Origin of the sequence: Isoptericola halotolerans (assembly GCF_013149785.1) — a bacterium.
GTDB lineage: Bacteria > Actinomycetota > Actinomycetes > Actinomycetales > Cellulomonadaceae > Isoptericola > Isoptericola halotolerans.
On record NZ_JABEZU010000001.1, the window covers coordinates 122,759 to 143,439 of the forward strand.

Below are 20,681 nucleotides of genomic sequence, written 5' to 3' on the forward strand. Positions count from 1 at the left end.
ACCGGATGCTGGTGCTCGACGTGGTCGGGCTGACCCCGCGCCTGCTGGCGCACATGCCGCGCCTGCGGGCGTTCGCCGACGGCGGGAGCCGGGCCGAGCTCGGCACCGTGCTGCCCGCCGTGACGTGCACGGTGCAGTCGACGTTCCTCACCGGCCTGCCGCCGTCGGAGCACGGCATCGTGGCGAACGGCTGGTTCTTCCGCGACCTGGGGGAGCCGCTGCTGTGGCGCCAGCACCACCGGCTGGTCGGCGGGGAGAAGGTGTGGGAGACGATCCGTCGCGAGCGCCCGGGGTACCGCGTGGCGAACGTGTGCTGGTGGTACGCGATGGGTTCGACGGCGGACACGACGATCACCCCGCGGCCCGTCTACCACGCCGACGGGCGCAAGGACCCGGACTGCTGGACGTGGCCCCCGGAGCTGCACGACGAGCTGGAGGCCGAGATCGGGCCGTTCCCGCTGTTCACCTACTGGGGCCCGACGGCGGGCATCGCCTCCTCGCGGTGGATCGTCGCCGCGGCACGCAGGCTCCTGCCCGAGCACGACATGACGCTCGTGTACGTGCCGCACCTGGACTACGACCTGCAGCGGTTCGGACCGGACGGCCCGGAGGCGGTGGCAGCGGCACGCGCGGTGGACGAGGTGCTGGCGCCGCTGCTGGACGACGCCGAGCGGTCGGGGACCACCGTCGTCGCGCTGAGCGAGTACGGCATCACGGCCGCGCGCCGACCGGTGGACGTGAACCGCGCACTGCGCCGGGCGGGCCTGCTGCACGTGCACACCAACGCCACGGGCGAGCTGCTGGACCCGTGGACGTCGCGGGCCTTCGCGGTGGCGGACCACCAGGTGGCGCACGTCTACGTGCACGACCCGGCCGACGTGCCCGCGGTGGCGGAGCTCCTCGGCGGTCTGCCCGGCGTCGCCGAGGTGCTGGACTCCGTAGGGAAGGCGGCCCACGACCTGGACCACGAGCGGTCCGGGGACCTGGTGCTGGTCGCGGAGCCGGACGCCTGGTTCACGTACTACTACTGGCTCGACGACGAGCGCGCACCGGACTTCGCGCGGTCGGTGGAGATCCACAAGAAGCCGGGGTTCGACCCGGCGGAGCTGTTCTGGGACCCGCAGGACCGTTGGGTGAAGGGCCGGGCGCTGCTGCACGTGCTGCGCAAGAAGACGGGGCTGCGCTCGACGATGCGGGTGGTGCCGCTGGACCCGTCCCCGGTGGGCGGGACGCACGGGCGGCTGCCGGCCGACCCGGCGGACGGTCCGGTGCTGCTGTGCTCGGAGCCGGACGCGCTGCCGGGCGAGAGCCGGGTGGAGGCGACCGAGGTGCGCGACCTGCTGCTCAGGCTGTCGCGGCAGCCGAGCCCGGTGCGGTGAGGGAGCCCGGTGCGGTGGCCTCCCTGACCAGCAGGGACGGTTCGGCGAACGCGTGCTCGACGGCGGCGTGGGCACCCCCGAGCACGCCCGCCCGTGCTCCGGCGAGGCTGGTGACGACCCGCAGGTGCTGGGTCGCCAGCGGCAGCGAGCGGGAGTAGACGACCTCGCGGATCCCGGCGATCAGGTGCTCGCCGGCCCGGGACATGGATCCGCCGATGACGATGGCGGACGGGTTGAGCAGGCTGACGCAGCCGGCCAGGACGGCGCCGATCGAGCGGCCGGCGTCGCGGACGGCTGCGGCGGCGCGCAGGTCGCCGTGGCGGACCAGCTCGACGACGTCGCTGGTGGTCCGGGCGGGGACGCCTCGCTCGGTGAGCCGGGCCGCGACGGCCGCGCCGCCGGCGATCGCCTCGAGACAGCCGGTGTTGCCGCAGGTGCACCGCACGGGCTCGGCACCGGGGACGGCGATGTGGCCGAGGTCCCCGGCGCTGCCCTGGGCGCCTCGGTGGATGCGGCCCTCGGCGACGATCCCCGAGCCGATGCCGGTCGCCACCTTGACGAACAGCAGGTGGCCGACGTCGGGCAGGGCGGTGGCGTGCTCGCCCAGGGCCATGAGGTTGACGTCGTTGTCGACCAGGACGGCGACGTCGCCGAGGCGGTGTCGGAGCGCTCCCACGACGTCGCTGCCGTCCCAGCCGGGCATGATCGGCGGTTTCGTCGGCCGCCCGGTGGCGTGGTCGACGGGGCCGGGGAGCCCGACGCCGACGCCGACGACGTCGCTCAGGGGGCGGCCGAGGTCGCCGGCGAGCCGGCTCACGAGGGCGGCGACACGGTCGAGGACGACGTCCGGCCCGTCGGCGATGCTCAGCGACTCCAGGTGTCCGGCGAGCTCTCGGCCGGCGAGGTCGGTGAGCGCGACCCGCGCGTGGGTGGCGCCGAGGTCGACACCCGCGACCAGGCGGGCGCCGGGGGAGAGCGCGAACATCGCGGCGGGGCGGCCGCCGGTGGACTCGGCGCCTCCGACGGGGGCCACCAGGCCGAGTCGCAGCAGCTCGTCGATGCGCGTCGCGATGGTGGACCGGGAGAGCCCCGCGGTCCGGGCGAGCTCCGCGCGGGTGCGATACCGCCCGTCACGCAGCAGGTGCAGGACGGCACCGAGCTCGGGTGCCGGAACGGTGGCCATCCTCCGAGTCAACCACAGTTCAGGTAGGCGCTGCAGGAAGTTGTGGCTCTGATCGCCATCTTTTGCTTGACGGATGGCAGAAGTGGGCTAGGGTCGTGCCATGGTCAGGGAGGACCCCGCAGCACTGTCGCTGCCGAACAGACATCGCGAGCCCGGATGGCCGGGTGTCGCGACTCATCGCGGGTGGACGGGCACCGTCCGCGACGCGTCGAGCCCCACGGAGCGCAGGGCGCACCCCGGTGACGGGTGTCAGGGCTCGATGCCCGTCACCACCTCCCGCAGCACGGGACGGCAGTCCGTCCGCTGCGGGTCCCGGACGTGAGGAACCCCGCCAGGACCCGGTTCCGTCGTGCCAGCGACGGGGGTGCACGGCGGGGCACTCACGCACCTCATCCACAGAAGGGAAGTGCGATGGTCAAGTCTAGACGTCCACGGTTCACCGTGGCGCTGGCGGCGGTGTTCGCGCTGGCACTGCCAGCGGTGGCCGCGGCCCACGACGGCGTCGATCACGGCGCGGAGGAGGGCGCCGACGCGGCGCTCGACTGGTCGAACTACGAGAAGATCCTGCTCACCAAGGACGTGGGCGAGCCCATCGGGCTCTCGGTCATGCCGGACGGCAGCGTGCTCCACAGCGCGCGCACCGGCGAGATCCGGCACACCGACCCGTCGACCGGCGTCACGCGCGTGACGAACACGATCGACGTGTACGCCAACTCCGAGGACGGCATGCAGGGCCTCGCCCTGGCTCCGGACTTCGAGGAGACCGGCTGGGTCTACCTCTTCTACGCACCGCGGGTGATGGAGGGCGACGCCTACCCGACCACGACGCCCACCGGCTCCGCACCCAACCAGCTGCCGGCCGGTGAGGACGAGTCCTACTGGGACCGGTGGCTCGGCTACAACCAGCTCACCCGCGCGCAGTGGGACGCCGACGCCGGTGCGCTCGACCTGAGCACCGAGCAGAAGATCCTCGAGGTCGAGGTGCAGCGCGGGCAGTGCTGCCACGTCGGCGGAGACATCGACTTCGACGCCGACGGCAACGTGTACCTCGCCACCGGGGACAACACCCCGGCAGGTACACCGGGTGCCAACGGGTACGCGCCGAACAACAACGCACCGCGCATGAACCCCGGCTTCGACGCCCGGCGCGGCGCCGGCAGCACCAACGACCTGCGCGGCGCGATCCTGCGGATCAGCGTCGAGGAGGACGGCAGCTACACCATCCCCGAGGGCAACCTCTTCGAGCCGGGGACGGAGGCGACGCGGCCCGAGATCTTCGCGATGGGCCTGCGCAACCCCTTCCGCATGAACGTCGACGAGGTCACCGGCGCGGTGAGCTGGGGCGAGTACGGCCCGGACGCGGGGACCGCCGACCCGGACCGCGGACCGATGGGCTACGTGGAGTGGCAGAGCACCACGGTGCCGCTCAACGGCGGCTGGCCGTTCTGCCACGGACCGAACACCAACTACAACGACTGGGACTTCGCGACCTCCACTCCCGGTGACTGGTTCGACTGCGACGCCGGTGCCGTGAACACCTCGACGTGGAACACCGGTCTCGAGGTCCTGCCGCCCGCGACCGCACCGCAGGTCTACTACGGCGACAACCCGGGGGACCAGCCGTTCGACGAGTTCGTGGAGTTCGAGGCGCGGGGTGGCCAGGGTCCGATGGGCGGGCCGGCCTTCCACTTCGACCCGGACGGCCCCGACTCCCAGTGGCCCGAGTACTGGGACGGCAAGACGTTCTTCTACGAGTTCTCCCAGGACTACCTCGCCGCGCTGACCGTCCCGGACCCGGACGGCCCCGTCACGCACGTCGAGCACGTGCTGCCGAACGCCGCGCTGACCGCCAACATCCAGGAGGTGACCTCCGGTCCGATCGACATGGAGTTCGGCCCGGACGGATCGATGTACCTGCTCGACTACGGCAAGGGCTTCTTCCGGCAGAACCCGGAGGCGGGTCTGTACCGCATCGACTACGCCGAGGGGAACAAGACCCCGACCGCCCGGATCGCGGTCGACCAGGACTCCTCCTCCGAGGCGCCCCTGACCGTGACGCTGGACGGCTCCGGCTCGACCGACCCCGAGGGTGAGGCGCTCACCTACGAGTGGGACCTCAACGGTGACGGCACGTTCGACGAGACCGGCGTCGAGGTCACCACCACCTACACCGAGCTCGGCCAGTACACGGTCCGGTTGCGGGTCACCGACCCTGGTGGGCGGTTCGGCCTCACGTCGCGGGCGATCACCGTCGGCAACATGGCGCCGACGCTCACCGCGGAGGCTCCGGCCGACGGCGGGTTCTTCGCGTGGGGCGACGCCGTGCCGTACACGTTCAGCACCACCGACCCCGAGGACGGGGACGAGACGGTGTGCTCGAACCTGTCGTGGACGTTCGGGCTCGGGCACGACGACCACGCCCACCCCGAGGTGCTCGGCAGCGGGTGCTCCGGTGCCTGGGCCACGCCGGTGGACGCCCCGGAGCACGGCGAGACCGAGAAGCTGTTCGGCGTCGTCGTCGCGACCTACACCGACCAGGGCAACGGCGACATCCCGCCGGCACAGGCCGAGGTCTCCCTCGTCCTCAACACGTTCGTCCAGGAGGCGCAGCACGCCGACACCCTGCAGGGCGTCGAGGTCGTCCAGGACGCGACGGCGGGTGGCCTGTCCAAGGTCACGTCGTTCGACCCCGGTGACCACCTCGCCTGGGACCCGGTGAACTTCACCGGGATCGACGGTCTCGAGGTCCGCGGCGCGGGCACCGGCACCATCGAGCTGCGCTGGGGCGCGGCCGACGCCGAGCCGTTCGCCACGGCGGACCTGGACTCCACGGACTGGTCCACGGTGACCGCGGACGTGACCGCGTTCCCCGAGGGCACCGGCGAGCTGTTCGTCACCTCCACCGGCGGCGTCGAGCTCGACACGCTGGTCTTCGACGGCCCGGGCGTCACCGACGTCACCCCGCCGGAGGTCACGGCCACGCTCGACCCGGCCGAGCCGACGGGTGAGAACGGCTGGTACACCGGCCCGGTCACGCTGCGGCTCGCGGCGACGGACGACGGCCAGGTCGGCGACGGCGAGGTCTCGTACGACGACGGCGAGACCTGGCAGAGCGTGCGGCACCCGTGGACGGGGGCGCTCCAGCCGGTCACCCTCTCGGAGGACGGCGTGCACGAGGTGCTCTACCGCGCGACCGACACCGGGGGCAACGTCTCCGAGGTCGGGACGGTGACCGTGCCGATCGACGCCACGGCGCCCGAGGTGGCGGTGAGCGGCGTCGAGGACGGCGACGAGCCGGGCTCGTCGCAGACCCTCGAGATCGACCTCGAGGCGACCGACGCGACGTCGGGCGTGGCGTCGTCGGGCCTCACGCTCGACGGTGAGCCGGTCGCGGCCGGCGCGCTCGACCTGTGGTCGATCGATCTCGGCGAGCACGAGCTCGTCGCGACCGCCACGGACGAGGCCGGGCACACGACTGAGGTGACCGTGACGTTCACGGTGACCACCTCGTTCGCCGACCTCGGCGTCCACGTCCAGCGGCTCGCCGACGAAGGTTCCCTCAGCCGGCCGGAGGTGGCACGGCTCGATGCCGCGCTCACCCAGGCCGAGCGGCACGCCGACGCGGGTCGCGTCGCCCAGGCGCTCCGCGCGCTCGAGCGGTTCTCCGCCGCCACCGACGAGGAGGTGCTGATCCGCGACGCCGAGGCGCTCGCGACCCAGCTCGGCTGATCCACCTGGTGGGGCGCGTCCCGCGCCCCACCAGGACGCCACGTGTGGCGTCCGTCAGACCCTGCGACACAGAGGTCGCAGTCGACCCAGGAGGTTCCTGTGAAGCGCACGACCATTCTCCGCCGTCTGGCCGCTGGTGCGGCCACCGCCGCGCTGCTGGCCGGCGGTGCCGCGACCGCCACGTCGGCGACCGCCGCGCCGAGCGACAAGGCGAGCGACAAGGCGAGCTCCGCCGCGCAGTGCGCGGGGCGGGGCGTCCCGGCCAGCAAGATCTCGATCCAGCTCTTCTCCTACTGGGGGTGGCAGAACCAGATCGGCGTCGAGGGGCTGCTCGAGGAGCTCGCCGACATCGGCTACAAGAACGTCGAGCCGTTCGGTGCCTCCTACGGCAGCTACTCGCCCTCGGAGTACCGCGACCTGCTGAAGTCGTACAAGCTGAAGAGCCCCACGGCCCACGGCAGCACCGACGAGGCGACCTTCGACCAGACCCTGGCCGACGCCAAGGACCGCGGACAGAAGTACGTCGGTTCGGGCGGCTTCGCCTCGCCGGGCATCGGCAGCTACGAGAACGTGCTGGCCACCGCCGAGACGATGAACCGTCTCGGCGAGCGCTCGGTGAAGAACGGCACGGGCAAGTTCTTCGGCCACAACCACCAGTCGGAGTTCACGACCACCTACACCGACCCCGCCACGGGCGAGACGAAGAGCGCGTGGGAGATCCTCGTCGAGAACACCGACCCGCGGTACGTCACGTTCCAGCTCGACGTGTTCTGGGCCGCCGACGCCGGCGTGGACGTCGTCGACCTGATCAAGAAGCACAAGAAGCGCATCGAGCTGCTCCACATCAAGGACGGCGACCTGAACGGCGACGCCCGGGGCATCCCCGGCAACGTCGGCCAGGGTGACATCGAGTGGGAGCCGATCCTGCAGGCGGCCCACGGCAGCGTGAAGTACTACGTGGTCGAGCGGGACGGCGCGCCGGCGAACGCCGACTTCGCCCAGGAGAGCTTCGACTACCTCACCTGCGTCACGTACTGACCACGTCCGCCGACCCAACGGTCCGGAGGTAGCGAGCAGCAGGATCAGGAGGCCCTGACGGTCCCGCAGGACCGTCAGGGCCTCCTGTCGTCCGTGCGGGTGGAATACGTCCTCCGGTGACCGGGTTGCCAACGGACGAGCACCAGCCCCGATCGAAGGACAGCGCACATCCACCCCACCCGGTCCCGCACCACCCTGCCCGCCGTCCGCGAGGAGATGCCCATGCCCCGCCCCGGACTCGACGCCCTCGCGGCCCTGCCCGTCGCCCAGCTCCTCACGAACGACGCCGGTCCCGCCACCCCGGCCTGGGTCGTGTCCGTGGGCCGTGAGCTCTACGTGCGGCCCGGCCCCGGCGGGGAGGCGCTCGGGCTCGGCGGCGGACGGGCGCGTGTACGGACCGCGGACGGCGTGCACCACGTGACGCTCGCCGAGGTGGCGCCGGAGGTCCATGCGGTCCTCGACGACGCCTACCGGGCCAAGTACGGACGTTGCGGCCCGGAGAAGGTCTCGGCCCTGGTCTCCGACGTCGCGGCGGCGGCGACCTTCCGGCTCGGATCCCGGCGCCCCTCGCTGTGGGAGCGCACGGTGCCGCTGCTGGACAGGGCGGCGACCTGGTGGGAGCGGGTGCGCGCGCCGCGCGGTGCCCGGGCCACCCGGGTGCCCTGCCCGAGCTGCTGAGACGTCGGCAGCGCCGACCGGCCGGTCAGCCCGCGAGGCGCCGGACGTCGCCACGCGGCAGCCTGTCCCACCAGTGGCGGTATCGCCCGTAGACGACCGGCTCCCGCTCGGCCAGGAACGCCCGCAACGCCGCGGCCTCCGTCTCCAGCGCGGACCACGCACCCGGGGCGATCGGCTCGAACGCCGCCGCCTCGACGCCGTCGGCCGTGGCGCGCCAGACACCGACCACCCGTCCGTCCACGAGCACGGTGGGCAGCGTGTCCCCGTTGCGCCGGATGACGTGCGACCGGTGCTCGTCGGCGATGACGCGGCGCCGGTCCCGGTGCGCGAGCACGATGCTCTCCCACATGCCGAGGAGCCGCGGAGGGACCGGCGTGCCGGGGTCCGGGCGAGGGGCATCGGGCAGGTCGAGCAGCTCGGCGCCCCCCGGCCCCTCCACGACCACGAGCTCGTCGCGCAGGGCCGCGACGGCGGGGCCGGTGAACCTCCGACGCAGCATCGTGAACTGCGCGAAGTCCGCCTCCGACGCCGGCCCGAACGCGGCGAGGTAGCGCCGCAGCAGGTGCACGGTGGCGGGGTCGTCGCCCGGTGGGGCGCTGTCGGGCGCGGTCGGGGCTCCGGCCCGGTAACGGCGGGCCCGTGGCGAGTAGGACCACGGGGGCCCGGTCGGCACGTGGTGCAGGGGTGCCAGGGTGCGCAGCGCGAACCAGGCCGCCGGTGCGCGCTCGCCGTCGAGGACCCGGGCGAGCTCCGCGAGGATCTCGTCCTGCGTCCGCGGCTCGGCGGCGAACGCCAGCAGCGTGTCACGGACCTCGTCGGCCTCCGCCGTCGTGAGCCGTGCCGGGGCGAACCGCCGGTCGCCCAGCCGCGAGCGTCGCAACGGGTCGGTGACGGCGCGGTGGAACGGTGCCCAGTCCTCGCGGTGGACGGCGTGCAGGGTGATGCGCATCAGCGTGGCGCGCACGACATCGCCGTCGGCGAAGGCTCGGTCGAGCTCGGCCGGGTCGAACCCCGCCACCCGGTTCCAGAGCGCGAGGTACGGCGACGCCGGCTCCTGCGCCTGGAGCGCCCCGACCCGCCGCACCGCGTCCGGCACCGCCACCTCCTCGCGGGCGAGCAGGAGCTGGCGGGCGAGGGTCGCGCGACCGAGCGCGGCGTCGGTCAGGCGCACACCCCGAGCATGGCGCCCGCCCGCCGGGCCGGCAAGACCTGGGACGACGGTGCCACGCGGGTCCCGCCGTCAGGGCCGCTCGGCGGCCGGGCCGTCGGTGCCCAGGGCCTCCAGCGCGGCGATGAGCGTCGCGGCGTCGTGGGGTCCGAGGTGCCGGGTGCCGTCCAGGAAGAACGTCGGTGTCCCGCGGGCGCCGCTGGCCGCGGCACTGACGGCATGGTCCCGGACACGGGCGTGCAGCGCCTCGTCGCCGAGGTCGGCGTCGAACTGGTCCAGGTCGAGCCCGACCGCGGCGGCGTGCCGGCGCAGGTCCTCGGCCTCGAGCTCGGACTGGTGGGCGAACAACCGGTCGTGCATCTCCCAGAACCTGCCCTGACGGTCCGCGGCCTCGGCCGCGACGGCGGCCAGGTGCGCGTGCGGGTGGACGTCGTCCAGCGGCAGGTGCCGGACCACGTACCGGATCCGGTCGCCGAGATGGTCGCGCAGGTCGCGCCACATCCCGGTCGTCCGCGCGCAGAACGGGCACTCGAAGTCGAAGTACTCCACGACGGTGTGCGGGGCGTCGAGGTTGCCTCGTACGTGGTCGTGACGCGGGTCGACCGGCGGGTCGAGCGCCAGGGGCAGGTCCGCGCTCTCCTCGCCCCAGCGCACCCGCGCCGTGGCGAAGAGCCCCCAGGACACCACCGAGGCGACGATCAGGGCGAGCAGCACGCCGACGGTGGCGGCCTGGGCGTGCGCGGCGTCGTCGAAGGCCAGGTCGACGACGAGCAGCGAGACGGTGAACCCGATGCCCGACAGGGCCGCGCCACCCAGCACGCTGCCGGGCCCCACGCCGTCGGGCAGGGTGCCCAGCCGTAGCCGGAGCGCCACCCAGGTGCCGACACCGACCCCGACCAGCTTGCCGAGGACCAGCCCGGCGACCACGCCCCACGTGACCGACGAGCCGAGCGCCTCGGCCAGGGCGCCGCCGCGCAGGTCGATGCCGGCGTTGGCGAGGGCGAAGAGCGGCACGACGACGAGGGTCACGGGGGACCCCAGCGCCTGGTGCAGGCGGTGGTTCACCGAGATGGAGCGCGAGAGCCCGTGCTGCACGTCGCGGGCCACGCCGGCGCTGGGGGACTGCCAGTAGGCCCGGTAGAGGGACTTGGTGCGCACGACGTCGTCACGCCGGGTGAGCGCGGCCGGCACCAGGAGGCCGGCCAGCATCCCGGCGATCGAGGGGTGGATGCCGGCCTGCACGGTCGCACCCCAGAGCGCGACGACGATCAGCACGTACGGCGTGCTGCGCCACTCGCGCAGGCGCCCCAGCGCCCACAGCGCACCCAGACAGGTGAGGGCGACGAGCAGCGGCCCGACGCGTACCTCGTCGGAGTAGACGACGCCGATGATCGTCACCGCGAGGAAGTCGTCCACCACGGACAGGGTGAGGAGGAAGACGCGCAGCTGGTTCGACATCGCCGGGCCGACCAGGGCGAGCACGCCCAGCAGGAACGCGGTGTCGGTGCCGACGACGACGCCCCACCCCTCGGGCGCCTCCCGGCCGGCGACCGCCAGGTAGACCAGGGCGGGGACCGCGACGCCGGCGGTGCCGGCGACGAGCGGGACCAGGCGTTGGCTGCGGCGGCGCAGCGAGCCGATCGAGAGCTCTTGGCGCACCTCGAGGCCGACGACGAAGAAGAACAGCACCATCAGCCCGTCGTTGACCCAGTGGTGCAGGTCCATGTCGAACCTCAGGTCGCCGATGTCGACGGCCACGGGCGTCTCCCACAGGTCCACGTAGAGGCTCGACAGCGGGGAGTTGGCCCAGACCAGTGCGAGCGCGGTGACGCCCAGGAGCAGCACGGCGGCGCCCGGTTCGGTGCGCAGCCGTTCGACGAGCGAGGCGCGGGACATGTCCAGGACCTCCGGTGGTGGGCAGGGCACCACTGTCCGCGTTCGAGGGCGCGGCGTCTACCCGGCGTCGTCGAACCACGGCGCGTTGACCCAGGCCTCGCCGCCGGCGGGTACCGCGCTCGCGTCGCCGGACGCCAGCCGGCGGCAGCGGGCCATCAGGTCGTCGAAGGTTCTCTCGTCCCCGGACGCGCCACCGCCCCCGGGGTGCCAGTACGCGAACGAGCCGAGGCCCCGGAGCATCACGTACGGTCCGCGGAGCAGCTCCGTCAGGGTGTCGTCGAGGGCGGTGAGGAGCTCCTCGGACCCGAGGTCGCAGGCGTCGCAGCCACAGTCGGGCAGGAGCGCGACCTCCAGCTCCGGGCGCAGCAGGCTGACCTGCAGGACTGGTACCAGGCCGCGCTCCCCGAAACGCCCGCCGTCCCCTTCGAGCAGGAGCACGGGCAGCGTGCCGGGGCGGTCGCAGGTGAGCCGCACCCCTCGGTCGAAGCGCCCGACCAGTCCAGGTCCGACGAGGTCCGCGTCCCAGAGCCGTTCCACCGTGATGCCGGGCAGCTCGCCCAGCACGTCGGCCCATGCGAGACCCCGGCTGTGGACGATGCCGTAGCGGTCGGGGTCGCTCACCCGCGAGTACTCCTCCTCACGGGCCTCCTCGCCGTCCGGGCGCGGCGAGGGCCATGAGGGGAGCCCGAGCGGGTCGTAGCGCTCGGTCACGCGCCGCACCAGATCGTCCATGCCGTGAGGATAGGGCGGTCGCCTCGCCGTGCGCCGAGCCGGGTCCGGGCCTACATTCGTCGGGACATCAGCACGATAAGGGACGACGAGGGAGAAATGTCATGACCATCAGCGGCATCATCACCGCGATCGTCATCGGAGCGATCATCGGCGCCCTGGGGCGGCTGGTCCTCAAGGGCAAGCAGAACATCTCGATCATCGCCACGATCCTGGTCGGTATCGTGGCGGCGCTCATCGGCACCTGGTTGGCGAGCCTGCTCGGCGTCGCGGACACCGGCGGGATCGACTGGATCGAGCTGGCTCTGCAGATCGGGCTCGCCGCGGTCGGGGTCTCGATCGTGGCCGGGAGCTCGCGCCGTCGCTGACCCGCCCGCTGCTCTCGCGCAGCGTCGTGCGGAGCGCTAGCGTCAACGCCACACGGCGCGTACGGCGAGCTCGCAAGGGGGCGGACCGGAAGGACTGGTGGCGCTCGTGCTCGGCCTCGCCCGCTCAGGCGTCGAGCATCGCGGCGAGCACCTGGACGACGCCGTGCTCGGCGTTGCTCGGGGCGGTGTACCGGGCGCGCGCGAGCACATCGGGGTGCGCCCCGGCCATGGCGTAGGACCAGTCCGCGGCGTCGAGCATCTCGACGTCGTTGAGGTAGTCGCCGAACACCATCGTCTGCGCGGGGGTGATGCTGAGCTCGGCCTGGAGCCGGCGCAGCCCGCGCCCCTTGTCGACGCCCAGGGGCATCACGTCGATCCAGTGCGGGCTGGACACCACGACCTGGTGGGCGGGGCGCAGGTGCACGAGCGCCGGCAGGGTGCCGGTGGCGGAGTCGAGGTCGTCGTAGACGGCGACCTTGAGCACCTCGTCGTCGACGGCGAGCAGGTCGCCCACGACCTCGAGGCGCCGGTAGTAGGTGCGGATGTGGTCGACGAAGTCCTGGTCGCCGCGCTCGACGTACGCGCCGCGCTTGCCGGCCAGCACGGCACCACCGTTGCGGCGGCTGCCCAGCCCGCGCACGGCGTGCACGGCGGAGGCGACGGCGTCGTCCGGGAGCGTCTCGGAGGAGATCTCGACGCCGCCACGGGTGACGAGGGTGCCGTTCTCGGCGATGATCACGAGCTCGTCGTGCCCTGGGGTCGTGTCGGACGGGAAGGACGCCGCGATGGTGGCGTGCTGGCGTCCCGAGGCCGGGACGAACGCGATGCCGGCGTCGTGCATCCGTGCGAGCAGGGGCCACAGGCCGTCGGGCACCTCGCCGGCGGGGTCCAGCAGGGTGCCGTCCATGTCGGTCACGACGAGTCGGATCTCGCTCGGGCGGGGGAGGGGGAGGTCACGCATGCGTCCCATGATCGTTCCGCCACCGGGACGCGTGCACGACCGTCCGTGTGTGATCGCTAACATCGGAGGGCCCGGGATCCCGACCTCCGGGCAGAGGAGCCCTCATGACCGCCGTCCTGCGGACCCCCGAGCTCGCCGACGTCCGGCTCGACGACCCGCGTCTGGTCGCCGCCACCGATCGTGGTCGCGGCTACCTGCTCAGCCTGAGCGCCGAGCGGTTCCTGCACGAGTTCTACCGCGTCGCCGGCCTCGAACCGACCACGCCCGAGGGCTACGGCGGCTGGGAGCGCAGCGACGCGGTGAACTTCCGCGGGCACACCCTGGGGCACTACCTGTCGGCGCTCGCGGCCTCCTGGGCGTCGTGCACCGACGAGACCTCGGCCGCGGCGCTGCGGGCCGAGGTCCGGGCCGGGGTGGTCGGCCTCGAGCGCTGCCAGGAGGCCTACGCCGCCGAGCACCCCCGCTCGGCGGGCTACGTCTCGGCCTTCCGTGAGTCGGTCCTGGACCAGGTCCAGGGCACCGGGGACTCCGACGAGAACGTCCTGGTGCCCTGGTACGACCTGCACAAGGTGCTCGCCGGGCTGCTGGACGTCCACGCGTACCTCGGGGGGCGGCTCGGGACCCGCGCGCTCGGCGTCGCGGTCCGCTTCGGCCGGGCCGTGCACCGTCGGGTCGCGGCACTGGCCAGCACCGAGGTGCTCCTCCGCACCGAGTACGGCGGCATGAACGAGGCGCTCTACCGGCTCCTCGCCGTGACGGGGGACCCCCGGTTCCGCGAGGCTGCCGAGGCCTTCGACGAGGTGGAGCTCTTCCGGGAGCTGGCGGCCGGCCGCGACGTGCTGCCGGGCCGGCACGCCAACACCACCATCCCCAAGCTGCTCGGGGCTCTCGCCCGCTACCGGGTGCTCACCGAGCGACCTGAGACGCAGGTGGGCCTGACCGCCGAGCAGCGGGCCGACCTCGGCACGTACCGGCGGGCCGCCGAGCAGTTCTTCGACATCGTCCTGCGCGACCACACGTACGTGACCGGGGCGAACAGCCAGGCCGAGCACTTCCACGCACCGGGCACGCTGTCCGAGCGGGCGGCCCGTCAGGGCGTGCGGGGCAACGCGGAGACTGCCGAGACCTGCAACACGTACAACATGCGACGTCTCGCCCGCGGGCTGTACGAGCTGAGCGGAGACTACCGCTACGCCGACTACGACGAGCTCGCCCTGCGCAGCCACGTGCTCGCCTCTCAGCACCCCGAGCGGGGGACCACCACCTACTTCAACGCGATGGCGCCGGGTTACCACAAGGTGGTCCACACCCCCGACACAGAGTTCTGGTGCTGCACGGGCACCGGCATGGAGAGCTTCGCGAGCCTCGGCCGCACCCTGTACGCGGTCCACGACGGCGCCCCCGTCGTGACCGTCGACGGGTTCCACGCCTCGGCGCTCACCCACGACGGGCTCCGCATCGTCCAGGAGGGCGACGTGCCGGCGTCGGACACGGTGACGCTGCGGGGCGAGGCGGTCGACCCTGCCGCGCCGCCGGAGCCGGTCACGCTGCGGCTGCGCCTGCCCGGGTGGGCCGGCGAGCCGTCCCTCGAGGTGGACGGCCGGCCGGTGGCGATCGAGCGCGACGGCGGGCACGCCGTCGTCCCCGGGTTCACGGAGGGTTCCATCCTGCGCTACCGCCTGCCCGCCCGGGTGACGGCGCACCCGACGCCGGACGACCCGGGCTTCGTCGCCTTCCGCCACGGCCCCGAGGCGCTCTCGGCCGGTCTGGGGCCGGCCGACACGGACGCCGGCGAACCGACCGGCATCCTGGTGCGCATCTCCGACCACGACCCGGCCGCCCAGGGGGTCGTGACGACGCCGGCCGGCACCCCGGTCGACGAGTTCCTGGCGACAGACCCCTGGGAACGGCTGCCCGACGCCGACGACGGCTCGGCCCGCTTCGCGCTGCGGGGCACGCTCGACGCCGACCACCTGGAGTGGGCGCCGCACCGCCTGCGGTGGGACGAGCGGTACGCGATCTACGTGCACGTCGAGGAGGCCGGTTCGCCGCAGGCCCTCGCCCGTGCCGAGCGGGCCGAGGCCGAGCAGGCCCGCGCGGCCGCCACCGTGGACGAGCTGACGACGTTCGACGGCAACAACTTCGAGAACGCGAAGAACGTGCGCACGGAGCGCTCGGACGTGCGCACCCACGCCGGTCGCACCGGACGGGGAGCGGCGCAGGGTGGCTGGTTCTCGGTGGACCTGGCCGTCGAGCCGGCCGGCACCGACCTGGTGGTCACCCACCACCGGGACGACGCCGGTCGTCGGGCCGAGGTGTCGGTGACGGGCGCCGGTCAGGACCTGGTCACCGTGCTGGAGGTCGCCGGCGACGGCGCGGACGTCGACGGGTTCGTCGAGAGAATCGTGCCGCTCCCCGCGGGCGAGGGCACGGTCACCGTGCGCTTCGCCGCGCCGGACGGCCCGCTCCCGGTCGTCTACGGGGTGCGGACCGTCCGGCGCGGCTGACGGCCTCAGTACACGTACGGCCAGCCGTCACCGTCGTAGCCGAGCAGGTTGATGCCCAGCAGCGAGGCACCCGAGCCCGTGTAGTAGTGGTACATCAGCACGTCGGCGTCGGTGTCGCTGAAGACGGTCTGGTGTCCCGGCCCGTGGATCGAGCCGTGGCTGCCCAGGATCTGGGTGCCGCCGCCGTCCATGAGAGGCACCCCGGCCCGGTCGACGTACGGTCCGGTGACCGACGTCGAGCGTCCCACCATGATCCGGTAGGTGCTGTCGGCCCCCTGGCAGCAGGAGTCGAACGACGTGTACAGGTAGTAGTACCCGTTGGCCCGGTGGATCGTCGGCGCCTCGATCGCCCCGCCGCCGCGACTGGCCAGGGAGTGGAAGGCGGTGCCCGACCGCAGTCCGGTGCTCGGGTCGAGGCGGATCATCTTGATGCCCGACCAGAAGGAACCGAAGCTCATCCACCAGGCGCCGTTCTCGTCGACCACGAGGGCCGGGTCGATGGCGTTGAAGTCGTTCGTCGGGAAGGACTCGACGACCAGGCCGCGGTGGGTCCAGGAGCCGGAGGCGCCGGTGGGGCTGGTCGCCAGGAAGATGGCCGACCGGTTCGAGCCGAACGTCGAGGCCGAGTACCAGAGGTAGTACTGGCCGTTCGCGTGGTGGATCTCCGGGGCCCACAGGTGGGTGCTGCCGTCCGTGTACGGGTCGGCCCACGGGGTGCCGCCGGGGAACGCCGAGCCGGCGTCGGTCCAGTGGGTGCGGTCGGCGGACGTCTTGAGGGGCACGCCCGGACCGGTGCTGGCGACGAGGTATCCGCCGCCTGGTCGTTGGACGACCTCGGGGTCGTGCAGGCCGGTGTTCCCGGTGACGGGACCCGGTCCCGGGTAGCTCGCGGGGGTCCCTGCCTCGACGGGGGTGAGCCGCCACTGCTGGTTCGCCCCGCCGGTGTCGCTGAACTGCGAGACGCGGGCGCCGTCGGCGGTCGACCACTCCCACACCTCCAGCGCCTTGCCGCTGTGGCGGTTGATCAGCCGGACCGCCCCGCCCGGGGAGTCGGCGAGGCGGAACTGCTGGTTCGCGGCCCCGGTGTCGCGCCACTGCACGCCGTCGGCGCCGTCGGCGGTGGAGCGTCCGGAGACGTCCACGACCTTGCCGCTGTGCCGGGACTGGAGCCGGTACCAGCCGTCCCCGGAGTCGAGGAAGCGCCACTGCTGCCAGGCGCCGTCGTTGCGGGACCACTGGCCGATCCGGGCGCCGTCGGCGGTCGAGGTCTCGTAGACGTCCATGGCCTTGCCGCTGTGCACGTTGGTCAGGACGTACCAGGTGCCGGTGTCGACGGTGGCGGCGCGCGCCGGCGCCGCGAGCGACTGGGCGAGGACGAGCGCTGCGGCGACCAGGAGGGTCAGCAGGGCGCGGGGGCGGATGTCGGGGATGGTGCTCGATCGTGCTGTCACGGGACTCCTCCACGTTGAGGGTGCGTTGTGAGCGCTCACATGAGCTCGACCGAGTATTCCATCGTTGTAGATGGGGTGGCAAGTACCCCGGGGCAACATCCCAGAACGCCGAACATCCAGGTCAGGCCCGACATGGGGTGCCATGCCGGGCCGGACCTGGATGTTCGGCCGACGCGGAGGGTCAGGCGTCGAGCACCAGGGCGATGACGACCGGCTCGCGACGCGAGGTGCGGGCCAGGGACCGCCCGACGGCGCCCGCGAGCCGCTTCTCCAGCTCCTCGCCCTCGGTGATGCCGCGCTCGGCAGCATCCACGAGCGCCTTCTTCAGCGCGTTGGTCGCCGCCTCGAGGCTCTCGGGGCTCTGCACGAACCCGCGGTGCAGGTACTCCGGCGGCTCGGCGAGCTCGGTAGTGCCCGGCTTGAGCAGGACGAGGACCGTCAGCACCCCGCCCGCGCTGAGCTGGCGGCGCTCGGCCAGGGTCTCCTCGGTGGCGTGGCCCACGGTCTGGCCGTCGACGTAGACGAGGTCCGCCTGCACCTGCCCGACGATCTTGGCCGTGCCGTCCTTGAGGTCGACGACGGCGCCGTCGCGCGTGATGAGGACCTGGTCCGGGTTCACGCCGGTCTTCTCGGCGAGGGCACCGTTGGCGTGCAGGTGCTTGGGCTCGCCGTGCACCGGCATGACGTTGCGGGGCTTGAGGATGTTGTAGCAGTAGACGAGCTCGCCGGCGCTGGCGTGGCCCGAGACGTGCACCCGGGCGTTGCCCTTGTGCACCACGTTGGCCCCCAGGTCGGTGAGCTTGTTGATGATCCCGTAGATCGCGTTCTCGTTGCCCGGGATGAGCGAGCTGGCGAGCAGCACCGTGTCACCCTCGCTGACGCGGACCTCGTGGGACTCGTTGGCCATCCGGGACAGGGCGGCCATCGGCTCGCCCTGCGACCCCGTGCAGATCAGGGTGACCGTCTCGGGGGCCATGCCACGGGTCTTCTTGTAGTCGATCACCAGGCCGCGCGGCACGGTGAGGTACCCCAGGTCCCGGGCGATCCGCATGTTGCGGATCATCGACCGGCCCACGAAGGCCACCTTGCGTCCCCGGGCGTGCGAGGCGTCCAGCACCTGCTGGATGCGGTGCACGTGGCTGGCGAAGCTGGAGACGATGACGCGTCCCGGCGTGGTGGCGAAGACCTGCTCGATCGCGGGGACCAGGTCGCTCTCGGAGATCGTGAAGCCGGGGACCTCGGCGTTGGTCGAGTCGACCAGCAGCAGGTCCAGGCCCTCGTCACCGAGGCGCCCGAAGGCCCGCAGGTCGGTGAGCCGACCGTCGAGCGGGAACTGGTCCATCCGGAAGTCGCCCGTGTGGAGCAGGGTTCCCGCCTTGGTGCGGACCACCACGGCCAGCCCGTCCGGGATGGAGTGGTTGACCGCGATGAACTCGAGGTCGAACGGGCCGGCGCTGTACTTCTCGGTCGCCTCGACGCGGCGCAGCACCGGCTTGATGCCGTGCTCCTTGAGCTTGGCGTCGATGAACGCCAGTGTCAGCTCGGACCCGACGACGGGGATGTCCGGGCGGTGCTTGAGCAGGTAGGGCACGCCGCCGATGTGGTCCTCGTGGCCGTGCGTCAGCACGATCGCCTCGATGTCGTCCATCCGGTCGGCGATGCTCGTGAAGTCCGGCAGGATGACGTCCACGCCGGGCTGGTGGTCCTCGGGGAACAGCACGCCGCAGTCGATGACGAGGAGGCGGCCGTCCTGCTCGAAGACCGTCATGTTGCGGCCGATCTCCCCGATGCCGCCCAGTGGCGTGATGCGCAGGGCACCTCGCGCGAGTCGAGGGGGGCGGCCGAGGTCGCGGGGCGCAGTGTGCATGTCGTCCTTCCGCACGGTGGTCCGTGTCGATGGTCCGGTCCGCCGCGTCGCGGCGTGCGCGCCGCGACGGACCGGTGTGGTGCGGACCCTCGTGAGAGGTGTCCTGAGATCAGTGTCCCCCGCCGAGCCGTCCGGCGAGCAGGTCGAGCCGCGCCATGGTGTCCGCGTTGGCTCCGACGATCGTGACCGACTTGCCCCTGGCCTCGTACTTGGTGCGAACGGCGTCGAGGCTGGCGACCGTCGATGCGTCCCACACGTGGGCCTTGGTCATGTCGATGACGATGTTGCGCGGGTCGCCCGAGTAGTCGAACTGGTAGACCAGGTCGTTCGAGGAGGCGAAGAACAGCTCGCCCTCCACAGCGTAGACCCGCTGGTCGTCCTCGTCGGAGGCATCGAGACGGGTCACGGTGGTGAAGTGTGCCACGCGGTTGGCGAAGAGCACCATCGCGACGAGCACGCCGACGCCGACGCCGTACGCCAGGTTGTGGGTCCAGACGGTGACGATCACCGTCGAGAGCATCACCGCGGTCTCCGACTTGGGCATGCGGCGCAGGGTGTCGAGCCGCACGGAGTGCCAGTCGAAGGTGCCGACGGACACCATGATCATGACGGCGACGAGGGCGGCCATGGGGATGACGGCGACGACGTCCCCGAGCCCGACCACCAGGATCAGCAGGAAGACGCCGGCGAGGAACGTCGAGATCCGGGTACGGGCCCCGGAGGCCTTGACGTTGATCATCGTCTGGCCGATCATCGCGCAGCCGCCCATGCCGCCGAAGAACCCGGTGATGACGTTGGCGGCGCCCTGGCCCCAGGCCTCGCGCGTCTTGTTCGAGTGGGTATCGGTGACGTCGTCGACCAGCTTGGCGGTCAGCAGCGACTCCAGGATGCCCACCAGCGCCATGGCGAGGGCGAACGGGGCGATGATCTGGAACGTCTCGAGGGTGAACGGGACGTCCGGGACGAACAGCGACGGCAGCGACTCGGGCAGGTCGCCCTCGTCACCGACGGTGGGGACGTTCAGCGCCGCGACCACCGTGGCGGTGGTCAGCAGCACGATCGCGACCAGGGGCGCCGGGACGATCTTGGTCCAGCGCGGCAGGAGCACCATGATGACCAGGCCGATGATCACCAGTGCGTAGATCCACCACCGGTTGCCGGCGTTCACCTTGTCGCCGAACAGGTGCGGGAGCTGGGAGGTGAAGATGAGGATCGCCAGGGCGTTGACGAAGCCGACCATCACCGAGCGCGGGATGAAGCGCATGAGCTTGGCCACGCCGAGCACGCCGAGCACCACCTGGAACACCCCCGCGAGGATGACGGTGGCGATGAAGTAGTCGACGCCGTAGTCACGGGCGACCGGGGCGATGACGAGGGCGATGGCCCCGGTGGCCGCGGAGATCATGGCGGGACGCCCGCCGAGGAACGCGATGGAGACCGCCATGGTGAACGAGGCGAAGAGGCCGATCCGGGGGTCCACGCCCGCGATGATCGAGAAGGCGATCGCCTCGGGGATGAGCGCCAGGGCGACGACGAGGCCGGCGAGGACCTCCGTCTTGAGGATGCGGGGCGACTTCAGGGCTGCCATGACGGAGTAGGTCTGGCTCGCCTCCGGCGCGCCGGAGACCGGCTGGGGCGTCGGCGCGGGATCGGGCAGGGGCATGCGGGAGTCGTTCGACACGCAGCTTCCTTCGGTTCGGCGGGCGCGTGCGCCCGGGACCAGGTCA

At 72.5% G+C, this 20,681-nt stretch carries 14 protein-coding genes; 6 read left to right on the plus strand and 8 right to left on the minus strand.

Going from position 1 to position 20,681, the window contains the following annotated elements; genetic code table 11:
* Positions 1-5: 5 nt before the first annotated feature.
* Positions 6-1,379: an alkaline phosphatase family protein gene (locus HDG69_RS00680; protein WP_171783106.1), complete on the plus strand. Its 1,374-nt coding sequence runs from the start codon at positions 6-8 to the stop codon at positions 1,377-1,379.
* Here the strand turns inward: HDG69_RS00680 and HDG69_RS00685 are convergent.
* Positions 1,345-2,562, minus strand: coding sequence for an ROK family transcriptional regulator (locus HDG69_RS00685; RefSeq protein ID WP_171781866.1), 1,218 nt, complete (start codon positions 2,560-2,562; stop codon positions 1,345-1,347). The two genes, HDG69_RS00680 and HDG69_RS00685, sit on opposite strands and share 35 nt — an antisense overlap.
* Before the next feature lie 411 nt (positions 2,563-2,973).
* Here HDG69_RS00685 and HDG69_RS00690 point away from each other — a divergent pair, with 411 nt between their 5' ends.
* The 3 genes from HDG69_RS00690 (at position 2,974) to HDG69_RS00700 (ending at position 8,007) form a co-directional block, all read left to right on the plus strand.
* Positions 2,974-6,291, plus strand: a complete 3,318-nt coding sequence (locus tag HDG69_RS00690; RefSeq protein WP_171781867.1) for a PQQ-dependent sugar dehydrogenase — start codon at positions 2,974-2,976, stop codon at positions 6,289-6,291.
* A 99-nt stretch (positions 6,292-6,390) separates the two neighbouring features.
* Positions 6,391-7,329 (plus strand): TIM barrel protein, encoded by a 939-nt coding sequence (locus HDG69_RS00695; RefSeq protein WP_171781868.1) that lies wholly within the window; start codon positions 6,391-6,393, stop codon positions 7,327-7,329.
* Positions 7,330-7,551: 222 nt separating this feature from the next.
* Positions 7,552-8,007 (plus strand): DUF2255 family protein, encoded by a 456-nt coding sequence (locus HDG69_RS00700; RefSeq protein WP_171781869.1) that lies wholly within the window; start codon positions 7,552-7,554, stop codon positions 8,005-8,007.
* A gap of 25 nt (positions 8,008-8,032) precedes the next feature.
* On the opposite strand, the gene HDG69_RS00705 is transcribed toward HDG69_RS00700, so the two are convergent.
* The 3 genes from HDG69_RS00705 to HDG69_RS00715 form a co-directional block, all read right to left on the minus strand.
* Positions 8,033-9,178: a DNA glycosylase AlkZ-like family protein gene (locus tag HDG69_RS00705; protein WP_171781870.1), complete on the minus strand. Its 1,146-nt coding sequence runs from the start codon at positions 9,176-9,178 to the stop codon at positions 8,033-8,035.
* A 69-nt stretch (positions 9,179-9,247) separates the two neighbouring features.
* Positions 9,248-11,071 carry a Na+/H+ antiporter NhaA gene (nhaA, locus tag HDG69_RS00710; RefSeq protein WP_171781871.1) on the minus strand — a complete coding sequence of 608 codons (1,824 nt, stop codon included), beginning with the start codon at positions 11,069-11,071 and terminating at the stop codon, positions 9,248-9,250.
* Positions 11,072-11,128: 57 nt separating this feature from the next.
* Complete coding sequence (locus tag HDG69_RS00715; protein WP_171781872.1) at positions 11,129-11,803, minus strand: DUF6226 family protein; 675 nt, start codon at positions 11,801-11,803, stop codon at positions 11,129-11,131.
* Between the two features lie 101 nt (positions 11,804-11,904).
* Between HDG69_RS00715 and HDG69_RS00720 the strand changes: the two genes are divergently transcribed.
* Entirely contained in the window at positions 11,905-12,168 is a 264-nt protein-coding gene (locus HDG69_RS00720; protein ID WP_171781873.1) for a GlsB/YeaQ/YmgE family stress response membrane protein, read from the plus strand.
* A 124-nt stretch (positions 12,169-12,292) separates the two neighbouring features.
* Here the strand turns inward: HDG69_RS00720 and HDG69_RS00725 are convergent, their stop codons facing one another.
* Positions 12,293-13,129 carry a Cof-type HAD-IIB family hydrolase gene (locus HDG69_RS00725; protein ID WP_216645126.1) on the minus strand — a complete coding sequence of 279 codons (837 nt, stop codon included), beginning with the start codon at positions 13,127-13,129 and terminating at the stop codon, positions 12,293-12,295.
* Positions 13,130-13,233: 104 nt separating this feature from the next.
* On the opposite strand from HDG69_RS00725, the gene HDG69_RS00730 reads away from it, so the two are divergent.
* Positions 13,234-15,636, plus strand: coding sequence for a beta-L-arabinofuranosidase domain-containing protein (locus HDG69_RS00730; RefSeq protein WP_171781875.1), 2,403 nt, complete (start codon positions 13,234-13,236; stop codon positions 15,634-15,636).
* A gap of 5 nt (positions 15,637-15,641) precedes the next feature.
* Here the strand turns inward: HDG69_RS00730 and HDG69_RS00735 are convergent, their stop codons facing one another.
* The 3 genes from HDG69_RS00735 to HDG69_RS00745 all read right to left on the minus strand — a co-directional run bounded on the left by HDG69_RS00735 (position 15,642) and on the right by HDG69_RS00745 (position 20,617).
* Positions 15,642-17,087, minus strand: a complete 1,446-nt coding sequence (locus HDG69_RS00735; RefSeq protein ID WP_343036190.1) for a family 43 glycosylhydrolase — start codon at positions 17,085-17,087, stop codon at positions 15,642-15,644.
* Positions 17,088-17,268: 181 nt separating this feature from the next.
* Positions 17,269-18,954, minus strand: a complete 1,686-nt coding sequence (locus HDG69_RS00740) for a ribonuclease J (RefSeq protein ID WP_171781877.1) — start codon at positions 18,952-18,954, stop codon at positions 17,269-17,271.
* 109 nt (positions 18,955-19,063) lie between these two features.
* Entirely contained in the window at positions 19,064-20,617 is a 1,554-nt protein-coding gene (locus tag HDG69_RS00745) for a SulP family inorganic anion transporter (RefSeq protein ID WP_171783107.1), read from the minus strand.
* Positions 20,618-20,681: the final 64 nt, after the last annotated feature.

Coding starts and splice junctions, on each gene's coding strand:
- HDG69_RS00680 (WP_171783106.1), top strand. CDS start 6: ATGCTGGTGCTCGACGTGGTCGGGCTGACCCCGCGCCTGCTGGCGCAC.
- HDG69_RS00685 (WP_171781866.1), bottom strand. CDS start 2,562: ATGGCCACCGTTCCGGCACCCGAGCTCGGTGCCGTCCTGCACCTGCTG.
- HDG69_RS00690 (WP_171781867.1), top strand. CDS start 2,974: ATGGTCAAGTCTAGACGTCCACGGTTCACCGTGGCGCTGGCGGCGGTG.
- HDG69_RS00700 (WP_171781869.1), top strand. CDS start 7,552: ATGCCCCGCCCCGGACTCGACGCCCTCGCGGCCCTGCCCGTCGCCCAG.
- nhaA (WP_171781871.1), bottom strand. CDS start 11,071: ATGTCCCGCGCCTCGCTCGTCGAACGGCTGCGCACCGAACCGGGCGCC.
- HDG69_RS00715 (WP_171781872.1), bottom strand. CDS start 11,803: ATGGACGATCTGGTGCGGCGCGTGACCGAGCGCTACGACCCGCTCGGG.
- HDG69_RS00720 (WP_171781873.1), top strand. CDS start 11,905: ATGACCATCAGCGGCATCATCACCGCGATCGTCATCGGAGCGATCATC.
- HDG69_RS00725 (WP_216645126.1), bottom strand. CDS start 13,129: ATGCGTGACCTCCCCCTCCCCCGCCCGAGCGAGATCCGACTCGTCGTG.
- HDG69_RS00730 (WP_171781875.1), top strand. CDS start 13,234: ATGACCGCCGTCCTGCGGACCCCCGAGCTCGCCGACGTCCGGCTCGAC.
- HDG69_RS00740 (WP_171781877.1), bottom strand. CDS start 18,954: ATGCACACTGCGCCCCGCGACCTCGGCCGCCCCCCTCGACTCGCGCGA.
- HDG69_RS00745 (WP_171783107.1), bottom strand. CDS start 20,617: ATGCCCCTGCCCGATCCCGCGCCGACGCCCCAGCCGGTCTCCGGCGCG.